The 13176-nt window shown below is 46.6% G+C and carries 11 protein-coding genes and 6 tRNA genes; 16 read left to right on the top strand and 1 reads right to left on the bottom strand.

Annotated features, from left to right (window positions below; translation table 11 throughout):
- Window position 1: 1 nt before the first annotated feature.
- The 6 genes from RIN81_RS13110 (at window position 2) to RIN81_RS13085 (ending at window position 567) form a co-directional block, all read left to right on the top strand.
- A tRNA-Glu gene (locus RIN81_RS13110) sits at window positions 2-76 on the top strand.
- A 4-nt stretch (window positions 77-80) separates the two neighbouring features.
- A tRNA-Val gene (locus RIN81_RS13105) sits at window positions 81-156 on the top strand.
- 5 nt (window positions 157-161) lie between these two features.
- Window positions 162-237, top strand: a tRNA-Thr gene (locus RIN81_RS13100).
- A 19-nt stretch (window positions 238-256) separates the two neighbouring features.
- A tRNA-Tyr gene (locus RIN81_RS13095) sits at window positions 257-340 on the top strand.
- Window positions 341-415: 75 nt separating this feature from the next.
- Window positions 416-490, top strand: a tRNA-Gln gene (locus RIN81_RS13090).
- 4 nt (window positions 491-494) lie between these two features.
- A tRNA-Lys gene (locus tag RIN81_RS13085) sits at window positions 495-567 on the top strand.
- A 132-nt stretch (window positions 568-699) separates the two neighbouring features.
- Here RIN81_RS13085 and RIN81_RS13080 read toward each other — a convergent pair.
- Entirely contained in the window at window positions 700-849 is a 150-nt protein-coding gene (locus RIN81_RS13080; RefSeq protein WP_242235055.1) for an aspartyl-phosphate phosphatase Spo0E family protein, read from the bottom strand.
- Between the two features lie 154 nt (window positions 850-1003).
- On the opposite strand from RIN81_RS13080, the gene sigW reads away from it, so the two are divergent.
- The 10 genes from sigW to RIN81_RS13030 all read left to right on the top strand — a co-directional run bounded on the left by sigW (window position 1004) and on the right by RIN81_RS13030 (window position 13175).
- Window positions 1004-1567, top strand: coding sequence for an RNA polymerase sigma factor SigW (gene sigW, locus RIN81_RS13075; RefSeq protein WP_242235058.1), 564 nt, complete (start codon window positions 1004-1006; stop codon window positions 1565-1567).
- Window positions 1568-1588: 21 nt separating this feature from the next.
- Window positions 1589-2182 (top strand): zf-HC2 domain-containing protein, encoded by a 594-nt coding sequence (locus RIN81_RS13070; protein WP_309090859.1) that lies wholly within the window; start codon window positions 1589-1591, stop codon window positions 2180-2182.
- Window positions 2183-2292: 110 nt separating this feature from the next.
- Window positions 2293-3132 carry a diadenylate cyclase CdaA gene (gene cdaA / locus RIN81_RS13065; RefSeq protein WP_309090847.1) on the top strand — a complete coding sequence of 280 codons (840 nt, stop codon included), beginning with the start codon at window positions 2293-2295 and terminating at the stop codon, window positions 3130-3132.
- On the top strand, window positions 3125-4090 hold the full coding sequence (locus tag RIN81_RS13060) for a CdaR family protein (protein ID WP_309090845.1): 966 nt from the start codon (window positions 3125-3127) through the stop codon (window positions 4088-4090). Before cdaA ends, RIN81_RS13060 begins: the two co-directional genes overlap by 8 nt.
- A gap of 31 nt (window positions 4091-4121) precedes the next feature.
- Window positions 4122-5471 carry a phosphoglucosamine mutase gene (glmM, locus tag RIN81_RS13055; protein WP_309090843.1) on the top strand — a complete coding sequence of 450 codons (1350 nt, stop codon included), beginning with the start codon at window positions 4122-4124 and terminating at the stop codon, window positions 5469-5471.
- 152 nt (window positions 5472-5623) lie between these two features.
- Window positions 5624-6829: an MFS transporter gene (locus RIN81_RS13050; protein WP_309090841.1), complete on the top strand. Its 1206-nt coding sequence runs from the start codon at window positions 5624-5626 to the stop codon at window positions 6827-6829.
- Between the two features lie 329 nt (window positions 6830-7158).
- Complete coding sequence (gene glmS / locus RIN81_RS13045) at window positions 7159-8961, top strand: glutamine--fructose-6-phosphate transaminase (isomerizing) (protein ID WP_309090839.1); 1803 nt, start codon at window positions 7159-7161, stop codon at window positions 8959-8961.
- A 266-nt stretch (window positions 8962-9227) separates the two neighbouring features.
- Window positions 9228-10829: an amidohydrolase gene (locus RIN81_RS13040; protein WP_309090837.1), complete on the top strand. Its 1602-nt coding sequence runs from the start codon at window positions 9228-9230 to the stop codon at window positions 10827-10829.
- Window positions 10830-10865: 36 nt separating this feature from the next.
- Complete coding sequence (locus RIN81_RS13035; protein ID WP_309090835.1) at window positions 10866-12152, top strand: MFS transporter; 1287 nt, start codon at window positions 10866-10868, stop codon at window positions 12150-12152.
- Window positions 12153-12311: 159 nt separating this feature from the next.
- The gene (locus tag RIN81_RS13030; RefSeq protein ID WP_309090833.1) at window positions 12312-13175 is read left to right on the top strand and encodes a PPK2 family polyphosphate kinase; all 864 of its coding nucleotides are present in this window, start codon (window positions 12312-12314) and stop codon (window positions 13173-13175) included.
- The last annotated feature ends 1 nt before the right edge of the window (window position 13176 follow it).

The raw sequence follows: 13176 nt of genomic DNA, 5'->3' as shown, positions 1-13176 counted from the left end.
AGGCCCCTTGGTCAAGCGGTTAAGACACCGCCCTTTCACGGCGGTAACACGGGTTCGAATCCCGTAGGGGTCACCATTTTGGAGGATTAGCTCAGCTGGGAGAGCATCTGCCTTACAAGCAGAGGGTCGGCGGTTCGATCCCGTCATCCTCCACCATTTATGCCGGTGTAGCTCAATTGGTAGAGCAACTGACTTGTAATCAGTAGGTTGGGGGTTCAAGTCCTCTTGCCGGCACCACTTCTTAATTAAATAATATGGAGGGGTAGCGAAGTGGCTAAACGCGGCGGACTGTAAATCCGCTCCTTCGGGTTCGGCAGTTCGAATCTGCCCCCCTCCACCATTTTCCTAAAGGAACATATACAAACATGTTCTTTTTATTCTTTTTTGGGGTATACTACATAACAGATAACATCAATGGGCTATAGCCAAGCGGTAAGGCAACGGACTTTGACTCCGTCACGCGAAGGTTCGAATCCTTCTAGCCCAGCCATTTTGAGCCATTAGCTCAGTCGGTAGAGCATCTGACTTTTAATCAGAGGGTCGAAGGTTCGAGTCCTTCATGGCTCATTTTATGACAAAGAGGCATTTCATGCATATACATGAAATGCCTTTTTTCGTCTATTTTTTCGTTTTTCGACAAAAAAACTGCTATAATTAGAAATAAAAGGGAGCAACGTCTAAAAAAAAGAGGTTGCTTTTTTATTTACGGATGGACCATTCATTTAAAAGTTGATCCAGCTTTTGGCTGATTTCAATGACTTTTTGATCATTAAAAGATGTCAGCATGGCCTGGGAGATCATTTCAGAACGGTACTGCTCAATCGTTGTTTCGAGTTGAATGGACTGCAACAGATGATACCCCCTATCCATAAATAAACTATACATACAAAAGAATTACCCACTTAATGGAAGTGTAAACCTGAAAAAATAATTTTTATTTCTTTGAAACCTTTATGTACGTGCATCCGTATAAACACATACCGCGAGGGCGGAGGGAGAGAAAATGGATTTAATTGTACAAAGACGAATTAAGCAAGTTGTAAAAGGAGACCAAAATGCATTTGGAGAAATTGTCGAGCTTTATAAGGACAAAGTATACCAAATCTGTTTTCGGATGCTCTGGGACCGCCATGAGGCAGAGGATGCGGCACAAGAAACTTTTTTGAAAGCTTTTTTGAACATTCATACGTATAATCAAAACAAAAAGTTTTCAACATGGCTGTATCGAATTGCCACCAATTTATGTATTGATAAAATCCGTAAAAAGAAACCGGATTATCATTTAGATGCAGAAATTGCTGGAACAGAAGGATTAAATATGTACTCACATTTGGCCTCAGGCGATCAGCTTCCGGAAGATGAAGTCGAGAGCCTTGAATTGCAGGCATCGATTCATAAGGCGATTTTATTGCTTCCAGAGAAGTATCGTTCCGTTGTTGTGTTGAAATATATTGAAGAACTGCCGCTGCAGGAAATAGCGGATATATTAGAACTGCCCCTTGGAACGGTAAAAACACGTGTACACAGGGGACGTGAAGCCCTGCGAAAGCATTTGCGGCATTTGTGAGAAAGGGTGCGATGAACGATGATATCTTGTCCGAAACGGATTGTTCATTATATGCATGAGTATCTGGATGGGGATATTCAAGAAGAAGCAAAAAAAGAGTTAAAAGATCATATAGAAATGTGTAAGGAGTGCAGACAGCATTTTGCTGAATTAAAGAAAACCATTGCGCTTGTTCAAAGTGCTTCCCATATAGAAGCGCCGGCAGGCTTTACGGGCCGTGTAATGGCGCTGCTTCCGCGAGAAGGGAAAAAGGTCGGGATAGAGCGATGGTTTAAAAACCATCCGTTTTTAACGGCAGCAGCGTTGTTTCTGCTGTTAATGAGCGGGGGCTTTGCTTCTTTTTTCAGTCAGGAAGACAATCAGTTTGCTTTTACGAAAAATAGTGCGCTAAAAGTAGAAAACGAGACCGTCATTGTACCGGCCGGAACTGTTGTTGAAGAAGATATTGTCGTGAAAAACGGCGACATTCGAATCGAGGGCTCTGTCGATGGAAATGTCACTGTGATTAATGGAGATCGCTTTATGGCATCTGCTGGTAACGTTACAGGAGATATTGAGGAGATAGATGCATTGTTTGGTCGAATTTGGTATGAAATAAAAATGGTGTTTCAATAAGAAGCTGACGGTAATCGTCTGCTTCTTTTTCGCTTGTATGTTATAATGGACAGGTTAAGTAAGAGAGTGATTTCTTCACGGCTCCGTAATTCCAACCTGGAGGATCTAGTATGCCGTTTACGACTTATTTCCAAGATTATACGTTTATTGATTATTTATCGAATACGATTGATATACTGCTTGTTTGGTATGTGATATATAAGCTGCTTATGGTCATTAGAGGGACAAAAGCTGTCCAGTTGTTAAAAGGAATTTTTGTTATTGTCATTATACGCGCCATAGCAGGTTTTGCCGGCCTTGATACATTAAGCTGGATTATGCAGCAGGCGCTTACCTGGGGCTTCCTGGCTGTGATCATCATTTTCCAGCCGGAAGTAAGGCGTGCATTGGAGCAGCTGGGACGCGGGCGCATTTTTTCCCGCAGTGCCATACAGGAAGACGAGGAACAGCGTAAAATTATTGACGCGCTCGTTAAGTCGATCCGTTACATGGGGAAGCGCCGGATTGGTGCACTTATTTCCATTGAAAAAGAAACAGGCCTGAACGACTATATTGAAACGGGCATTCCGATGCAATCCGTTATTACATCAGAGCTGCTGATTAATATATTCATTCCCAATACGCCGCTGCATGATGGAGCTGTTATTATTCAAAAAGACCAGATTGCCGCTGCCGCCTGCTACCTGCCCTTATCGGAAAACCCGTTTATTTCAAAAGAGCTGGGCACACGGCACCGGGCAGCGCTTGGTATTAGTGAGGTCACAGACAGCTTGACGATTATCGTATCGGAGGAAACAGGCGCTATTTCTGTAACCCGAAACGGTGATTTGTACCGTGATTTAACGGAAGAGGAATTTCGGGACATTTTAGAGCATCAGCTGTTGACTGGCATCAGCAAAAATGAGTCTTCCAACCGCTGGATGTGGAAGGGGCGCAGAAACAATGGATAATTTCGTGGAAAGCAAATGGTTTGTACGCATTGTGGCTTTCTTACTGGCTTTTTTGCTTTACATGACAGTGAATTTTGGTGATTTTGAATCAGTTAAGCAGGCAGGAAACGGTGCACTTGATACAACCGAGGTATTGACGAACGTACCATTGAAGACATATTATGATACAGAAAATTTATATGTGTCTGGTGTACCGGAACAGGTGAGGGTGGAGATCTCCGGTCCGAAGAGTATCATTGAATCAACAAAGCGCCTGCGTGATTTCGAGGTGAACCTCGACTTAACGGATTATGAGATTGGAAAGCACCGGGTAGCTATTACGCACAAAAACTTCTCTGACAAGCTGGATGTGTCGATTCAGCCCGCTACGGTTGATGTAAACATAGAAGAGAAAGTAACCACTACGAAAACCGTCACACCCGAATTTAATGATTCTGCGCTTGCAGAAGGCTATCAGGTCGACAACGTAACGGTTGCCCCAAGAGAAGTAAAAGTAACAGGGTCTGAGTCGGATATTGAGAAAATTGCATTTGTCCGCACAGCCCTGACCGGTGAAGACGAAATCGATGAGGAAACGACCGCAACCGCAGCGGTACAGGTACTCGATGGGAATTTAAACAAGCTTGATGTAAAAGTTGAGCCTGAAACGGTCCAAGTGTCGATCGCGGTAAAAAATCCAAGCAAAAAGGTGCCGCTCAATCCGGTAGCAAAAGGCACGCCGGCCGATAACGTGAAGATTTCTTCACTCCAGCCGGATGTAGATGAAATCACGATTTACGGAAAAGAATCAGCGCTGCAGGAGTTAAAGGAATTTTCTCTTCCGGTTGATGTAAGCGGGATAACAAAGGATACAACGCTTACCGTGCCGGTGAACTTGGGAGAACAGTTTAATTTCTCATCACCGCAGGAAGTAAAAGTGAAAGTCACAGTGGAAAAATCGACGGAAAAATCTTCATAAAGCCGTTTTGATAAAAGGAGAGAAACAATAGATGGGTAAGTATTTTGGTACAGATGGCGTCAGAGGCGTGGCAAATACAGAACTGACACCGGAACTTGCGTTTAAGCTGGGCCGGTTTGGCGGATATGTGTTAACGAAAGATGCGGAACGTCCAAAAGTATTGATTGGACGGGATACCCGCATTTCAGGTCCAATGCTTGAAGGAGCACTTGTAGCAGGACTTCTTTCTATTGGAGCGGAAGTTATGCGCCTTGGCGTCATCTCCACACCAGGAGTTGCGTATTTAACAAAAGCCATGGATGCGCAGGCAGGTGTCATGATCTCAGCCTCGCACAATCCTGTTCAGGACAACGGAATTAAATTTTTTGGTTCTGACGGTTTTAAGCTTTCTGATGAGCAGGAAGCAGAAATCGAAGCACTTTTAGATCAGGCAGAGGATACACTGCCGCGTCCGGCAGGAGCAGATCTTGGCTCAGTGAGTGATTACTTCGAAGGCGGCCAAAAGTACATCCAGTACTTGAAGCAGTCTGTTGAAGAAGATTTTGATGGCATTCACGTGGCACTTGATTGTGCACACGGCGCGACCTCTTCACTTGCTGCTCACTTGTTTGCCGATCTTGAAGCGGATATTTCAACAATGGGCGCTGCGCCAAATGGCTTAAATATCAACGACGGTGTTGGATCAACCCATCCAGAAAAGCTTGCACAGCTCGTTAAAGAAAAAGAGGCGGATATCGGCCTTGCCTTTGATGGTGACGGTGACCGCTTGATTGCAGTAGACGAAAACGGCAGCATCGTGGATGGCGACCAAATTATGTTTATTTGTGCACGCTATATGAAAGAGCAGGGACGCTTAAACAACAATACGATTGTTTCAACCGTTATGAGTAACCTGGGCTTTTACAAAGGCATCGCCGAGCACGGCATTCAAAGCGAACAAACGGCTGTCGGTGATCGATACGTAGTAGAAGCAATGAAAAAGTATAATTATAATCTTGGCGGTGAACAGTCCGGCCATATTATTTTCCTTGATTACAATACGACAGGTGACGGCCTGCTCAGCGGCCTGCAGCTTGTCAACATTATGAAAGCAACAAAAAAATCGCTGTCTGAACTTGCGGCAGAGATGAGAAAATTCCCGCAGACGCTTGTCAATGTGCGTGTAACAGATAAGCATCATGTGACAGAAAATGAAAAAGTCAAAGCAGAAATCGAACGTGTGGAAGCAGAAATGGCCGGTAATGGCCGAGTTCTCGTTCGTCCATCCGGTACAGAGCCTCTCGTACGCGTGATGGTGGAAGCGGCGACAGAAGAGCAATGCCGTTCATACACAGATCGCATTGCAAAAATCGTTGACGAAGAAATGGGTCTTCGCGTATAAGAAAAAGGAAGTCCGGACGCTGGTGGAATACTGGCAGGCCGGGCTTCTTTTTTTGCTTGCCCCGACCTTTCAAATCATAATGGTTGAAATGAAGAATCATCTGCACAATAATAGTCAGAAAGCGTTCACATAAAAAGGGGGCAGCTTATAGAGTGGAAGAATACATAGAAAAGAAACAGCCCATTGTCGGGCGCGGCGATCATGCGTACTTTTTAGCAGCTGTATTTTGTTTTTGGCTGGCTACGTACATTTATGCACCCGTTTTTGGTGTGTACCTTCAGGAAATCGGCTTTCGCTTTTCAGCTATTGGCATCATTTTAGGCGCTTACGGTATTACGCAGGTTTTACTGCGTTTCCCGCTCGGCATCTTGTCGGACTTTCTGCAGAAAATCCGCAAGCATTTATTTGTGGGCGGCTTTATCGCAGCGCTTCTCAGCACCCTTATGCTTATTTTCTTTGATTCATTCGCGATGGTGCTGACGGCACGTCTTTTAGGAGGCGTCACCGCATCGATGTGGGTGATGGCGACGGTGCTTTACTCCCATTATTTCAGCGCCGGCCGTGCTTCTAAGGCGATGGGCATCATGCAGTTTGTCACAGTAGCCACACAGTTTTTCAGCATGGCCGTCAGCGGCTGGCTTGTTCATCAGTTCGGCTGGACTTTCCCGTTTTGGACGGGGGCTGCTGCTTCTATTTTAGGTGCTTTTTTCGCGTGGAGAATTAAGGAGATACAGCCATCAGAGAAACCTGCTGCCCACAGAAATGCAGCGCTTCATATAAAAGAAACGATCCGGTTGCCGCATCTGAAAGGGCTGACGTTTCTGTCCATGATCGCACATGCAGCTTTGTTTATTACGATCTTTGGCTTCAGTCCTATTTACGCGGCTGCACTTGGCGTGGGGGAGCAGTCTTTTATTTGGCTGACATGTGCTTTTTTCATTCCGCATGCGGCTGCTTCGCTCAGTCTCGTCTTTTATCGTCTTGATCCGGGCTGGAACAAACCCGTACTTACGATCTGCTTCATTCTTACTGCGGTTTTTTTATTTGCGGTTCCATTTACGCATACACTTGCATCTCTTAGTAGTGTGCACCTATTTATTGGTCTGGCACTTGGCTTTATTTTTCCTCTTTTACTCAGCGAAGTGGTGCTGGCCAGCCCGCCGGCATTTAAAATGTCAGCCATGGGCTTTTTTCAGTCTTTTTATGCGCTTGGCATTTTTCTTGGACCGCTTGCAGCCGGTATGATAGCAGATCAAATGGGCCTAGGTGCAGTCTTTATGACTACCGGTTTTCTGTGCGTGGCTGCTGCTATTTTTGTCCTGCTGTCTGCAGGCAGAAGAAAGTCAGTTTTTGATTGACGCAGGGATGAAAACACGGTATGATTATCGTGTTTTTATTCTTAAAAAGAAAGGAGCTATAGAACGACTGTTTTACCTTAAAGCGCCTGAACTGAGCGGGACGACCATACGTTCAGTTGACGAGGAGGAGGTTTATCGATGTTTCGGCGGATACCTCCCGGCTGCTGGTACACAGCTGTTACGTTCATCCTTAAAACGAGAGGGCAACTTCTCGCACAAAGGGAGCGGACATGTGCCAATCATAAATATAAAATTTAACGAAGCGCGACGGGCAGGTGCCTTGGCCGGCGCTTGTTTGTCGAGGCCTTCAATCAGGAGGAAATCTATTTATGTGCGGAATAGTTGGATATATTGGCAGTGAAGATACAAAGGAAATTTTATTGAAGGGGCTTGAAAAGCTCGAATACCGCGGTTATGATTCAGCTGGTATTGCTGTGCGCAACGAAGAGGGTGTGCACATCTTCAAAGAAAAAGGACGTATCGCTGATTTGCGTGCGGTTGTGAACGAAGAGGTACAATCACACGTAGGAATCGGCCACACACGCTGGGCTACTCACGGTATTCCAAGCCGTTACAATGCGCATCCACATCAAAATGAAGACAGCCGTTACACACTTGTGCACAACGGTGTTATCGAAAACGACGAACAATTAAAAAGAGAATATCTTTCAAATGTTGAGCTTCAAAGCGATACAGATACAGAAGTGATTGTACAAATGATCGGCTTGTTTGCGAAAGGTGGCTTGTCAACAGAAGAAGCCTTCCGCAAAACGCTTGGTCTGTTAAAAGGCTCTTACGCGCTTGCCCTTCTAGACAAACAAGATGAAAATACAATTTACGTGGCGAAAAACAAAAGCCCGCTTTTAGTTGGTCTTGGTAAAGACTTTAACGTTGTTGCATCTGATGCAATGGCGATGCTTCAAGTAACAGACCAATTTGTAGAATTGATGGACAAAGAAATGGTGATCGTGACAAAGAACGCCGTGACGATTAAAAACGAACAAGGTGAAGTGGTAGAGCGTGCGCCATACACAGCGGAGATCGACGCTGGTGATATTGAAAAAGGCACGTATCCGCATTACATGTTAAAAGAAACGGATGAGCAGCCGTTCGTTATCCGTAAAATTACACAATCGTATCAAAATGAGCAGGGAGAGCTTCATGTAGACGAGGAAATCGTGAATGCAGTAAATGAAGCAGATCGCCTGTACATCGTTGCATGCGGCACAAGCTACCATGCGGGCCTTGTGGGTAAGCAATACTTGGAGCAAATGGCGAATATTCCGGTAGAAGTGCACGTAGCGAGCGAATTCGTTTACAACATGCCGCTTCTTTCAAAAAAGCCGCTCTTTATCTTTATTTCCCAAAGCGGAGAAACAGCGGACAGCCGTGCTGTACTTGTAAAAGTAAAAGAACTTGGCTTCAAAGCGCTGACGATTACAAACGTACCAGGCTCTACGCTTTCACGTGAAGCGGATTATACGCTGCTCTTACATGCAGGTCCAGAAATTGCCGTAGCGTCTACAAAAGCATATACAGCGCAAATCGCGGTGCTTTCTATTTTGGCAGACGCAGCAGCGAAAAAAGCGGGCATCGACATCGGCTTTGATCTTGTGCACGAGCTTGGAATTGTGGCAAATGCGATGGAAGTGCTTTGTGATGCAAAAGAAGAATTCGAGCAAATCGCCAAAGAATATCTTGCAACAACACGCAACTGCTTCTTTATCGGCCGCTCTGTTGACTATTATGTTGGCTTAGAAGGGGCCTTGAAGCTAAAAGAAATCTCTTATATCCAAGCAGAAGGATTTGCTGGCGGCGAGTTAAAGCACGGCACAATCGCCTTGATCGAAGAAGGTACGCCGGTCATCGCTCTTGCGACGCAGTCGGGTGTAAACTTGAGCATCCGCAGCAACGTGAAAGAAGTGGCCGCGCGCGGCGCTAACACATGCATCATTTCCTTGAAAGGCCTTGAGCAGGAAGGCGACCGTTTCGTTCTCCCAGCCGTTCACGAAATGCTTGCACCGCTTGCAGCTGTTGTACCATTCCAGCTGATCGCGTACTATGCCGCTCTTCACCGCGACTGTGACGTGGATAAGCCGCGTAACCTTGCAAAATCTGTAACAGTAGAATAAATTGGAAAACCGCCCGAAAATGGGCGGTTTTTTTGTTATACTATAAACAAACTGGTTAACATTAAGACTAGGCTGCCAGAGAGAAGGTTCAGCTTTACCGAACGAGTTATGAAAATATGTACATAAGCAGAAATCGATTTTAGAAACCATTGTGTTTATTCTTTATTCAAAATGGTTTCTTTTTGATAGCTGTTAATATACAGCCTCACGTGTTGTTTATAAATATCGGGATGAAATAGAATAGAAACGGCAGAAAGGATCTTTTTATGAAACAACTTTGGCACGGCGGAACGATCTATACGATGGAACGAGAAAATGAGACGGTAGAAGCGGTGTTAGTGGAAAACGGGTGGATTGTCGCCACAGGCACGGCGGATGAGTTAAGAAAAGAAGCAGAGGAAGAGGTTGATTTGCAGGGAGCGGTTATGTACCCGGGCTTTGTGGACAGCCATCTGCATATGATTTTTCAAGGAGAAACGTTTGTCCGGCTTGATTTGTCGGCAGCTTCTTCAGCGGAAGAAATGCTGGAAATGGTCAAAGAAGCCGCCCGAACGACGCCTGTGGACAAGTGGCTGTTTGGGGAAGGGTGGGATGAAAATACGTTTTCCCATCCGCGCATCCCGACGATGAAAGAGCTCGATGCGATCCGGACAGAACCCATCCTGTTAACGAGAGTATGCCATCATGTAGCGCTCGGCAACAGGGCCGCTCTTTTGGCCGGAAGCATTGATGAAAAAAGTGAATCTCCAGCCGGTGGTGATATTGGGCGGAGTGTGGACGGAAGGTTAACGGGGCTTCTTTATGACAAAGCCATCGATCCAGTTACGGCGGCGATTCCAAGAAAAGGAGAGGCATACGTTGATTATTTAACAGATGTGCTAAACCGGACGGTGGATCAAATGCTGTCGTATGGACTAACAGGCGGCCATACAGAGGATATGCATTATTTCGGGGACTTTACCAATCCGCTGACGGCCTTTCAGCGTGTGATTGGGGAGAAGCATCATTTCAGAGTAAACCTGCTTCGCCATCACGCTGTCTTTGAAAAGATGATAAAGGCGAATGCCGTGTTTGATGAACCGTTTATTGAGCCGGGAGCAATGAAAATTTTTGCGGACGGTGCACTGGGCGGATCAACCGCTGCTCTGTCTGCGCCGTATACGGACCAGCCTGATAACCAGGGGCTGCTTATTCATACGGATGAACAGCTGGAAGCACTAATTCAGCTCGCGCGTCAATACAATGAAGCGATTGCGGTGCATATCATTGGAGATGCGGCGGCGGAACAGGTTCTTCATTTTATTGAAAAATATCCGCCGCCAGCAGGCAAACGGGATCGTCTTATCCACGGCTGCGTATTGCGCAAAGACTTAATGGAGAGAATGGCGGCATTGCCCGTTGTGGTGGATGTGCAGCCTGCTTTTGTTCCATCCGATTTTCCGTGGGTGATGGACCGCCTTGGCGAACAGCGGCTCCGTTATGCATATCCGTGGAAAACGTTGTTAGACCGTGGAATTATGTGTGCAGCGGGAACGGATGCGCCGGTGGAGAGTATCCATCCGCTGGCTTCCATTTATGCGGCGGTTGAACGCAAAAAGCCCGGGGAGGCGCATGAAGGGTATCTGCCTGAGCAAAAGCTGTCCCGTTTCCAGGCCATTCAAATGTACACGCTCGGCAGTGCCCAGGCGATTTGTAAAGATCATGAGCGTGGACTCATTAAACCGAATTATGTGGCGGATTTTTCAATTTTTGACCGGGATTTATTTGCCGGAACATCGGAAGAGATGCTGGCTGCCAAAGCAGTGCAGACAGTTGTAGCAGGACGGATTGTCTACGATAGAAGGAACAAATCAAAAACAATTAAATAAACGTAATCTGAAAAGAATGGAAAGGAGGAAGAGAGAATGATCCTTCAAGATGAACGAGCCAAAGAGGCAGCCCGCCATCCTGCCTGGCTGCAGCCATACCTCGATTCTCCCGAAAAGCAAAAGCAGTTATATAAGAAAACACTTTTTATTGTGATTCTTTCACAAATCTTTGGGGGAGCGGGTCTGGCGGCCGGCATTACAGTAGGAGCCTTGTTGGCACAGGATATGCTTGGGACGGATAGTATGACCGGTTTTCCAACAGCTCTGTTCACATTAGGCTCCGCCGTATCTGCTCTTTTGGTGGGACGGCTTTCACAGCGGTTTGGCCGGCGTACGGGTCTGGCAGCCGGTTTTTGGGCCGGTGCTGTCGGAGCGGCCGGTGTGGTCGCAGCAGCCGTCGCAAACAGCATCGTCCTGCTGTTTGTTTCCCTATTCATTTACGGAGCCGGTACAGCAACAAACCTGCAGGCGCGCTATGCAGGAACGGACATGGCTGCTTCGACCCAGCGGGCTATGGCGGTCAGCCTGGCGATGGTGTCGACCACATTTGGCGCCGTGGCCGGTCCGAACTTAGTAGAGATAATGGGGGGATTTGCTCACTCGATCGGCATCCCTGCTCTCGCCGGTCCGTTTATTTTGGCGGTGGCTGCTTTTAGTTTAGCCGGACTGGTGCTGTTTGTTTTTCTCCGGCCGGATCCGCTTATAGTGGCAAAAGCCATTGTGGCTAAACCAAAAGAAGAGAATGTCGTACATTTGGCTGTCGAACCGATCGTAAACAAGCGGGGAATTGTGGCTGGCGCATCTGTCATGGTGCTCACCCAGCTAGTGATGGTGGCCATTATGACGATGACGCCTGTTCATATGGGCCATCATGGTCACGGGCTTGGAGAAGTTGGACTAGTAATTGGTTTTCATGTCGGAGCCATGTATCTTCCTTCCCTCATAACGGGTGTTCTCGTAGATAAAGTAGGGCGGAAAGTGATGGCGGTTGCGGCCGGTGCGGTTTTGCTTGCGGCCGGGCTGGTATCTGCTTTTGCACCGGCTGATTCTATGGTGCTTTCAGTCATTGCGCTCGTTTTGCTCGGACTTGGCTGGAACTTTGGCTTGATCAGCAGCACTGCTATCATCGTCGATGCCACGCATCCGTCTAACCGGGCAAAAACGCAGGGGTCCGTTGACGTGCTTGTTGCCCTGGCTGGTGCGTCTGGAGGAGTGTTGTCCGGCATTGTCGTTGCCCACTCAAGCTATGCTGCGCTGTCTCTTGCAGGTGCCATGTTGTCCTTATTGCTTATTCCAATGGTGATATGGTCCCGCCAAAGTTAAATCAACATCTGTGAAATATAAAACGCAGGCAGGCCCGTTCTGGAACGGGACCTGCTTTTTCGGTGTGTTGTCCATCTTTTCTGCTCGTTTGCTCCTTGTATCAGGCGGGTAAGAAAAAAGAAACCTGATTTGTGGGATCATGAAAAATAGGAGGGTGGCATGGACACGAGAAAATATTTAGTGAAAGCCAATCAAGAACTGGATCTGCGAAATTATGCGACATCGGAAAAAGGCGGTGTCGAGGAACGAGAGCTGCTGGATAATGAGATTCCTGAACGTGTGAGCCGGCTGAAGGAGCTGCACTGGAAGCTTTATGCAGAGGAGAAAAAAGGCATTTTGGTTGTACTGCAGGCGATGGACGCAGCCGGAAAAGATGAAGCCGTCAGTTATATTTTCTCGAATTTAAATGCGCAAGGGTTGAAAACGACAACACTGGGGAAGCCTTCTGCTACGGAAATGAGCCATGATTATCTTTGGAGAATTCACGAAGCGCTTCCGGCGAGAGGGCAGATCGGCATTTTAAACCGGTCTCATTACGAGGAAGTCATCGCGACACGCGTTCATGATTTATTGGGAGAGGAAACCATTCCGGACCATTTAGAGAAAGAAGAAGATATTTGGCCGGTGCGGTTCCGGCAAATTAACGATTTTGAACGCTATATGGTAGAAAACGGCTTTTATGTAGTAAAGTTTTTCTTCCACGTATCGAAAGAAGAACAGCGAAAGCGGCTGCTGGAAAGAATGAAAGACCCGAAGAAAAATTGGGAATTCTCCTTCAATGACGTAAGGGAGCGAGAGTATTGGGATAATTACCAGGAGATTTTTACCGATATGCTGCGCCATACATCAACCGAGCATGCCCCGTGGTATGTGCTTCCTGCAGATGATGAATGGTATTCACGCTACATTATTACCGAAGTGATGATTGAGCTGCTGGAGGGGATTGATCCGCAATTCCCGGTTATTTCAGATGAGGACCGGCAAAAGCTGGATGAATATATTGAAAAGCTGGAAAACGAGTGAA

Source organism: Domibacillus sp., assembly GCF_031181085.1.
Lineage (GTDB): Bacteria > Bacillota > Bacilli > Bacillales > Domibacillaceae > Domibacillus.
This window is presented reverse-complemented; position numbering and strand designations above follow the sequence as displayed.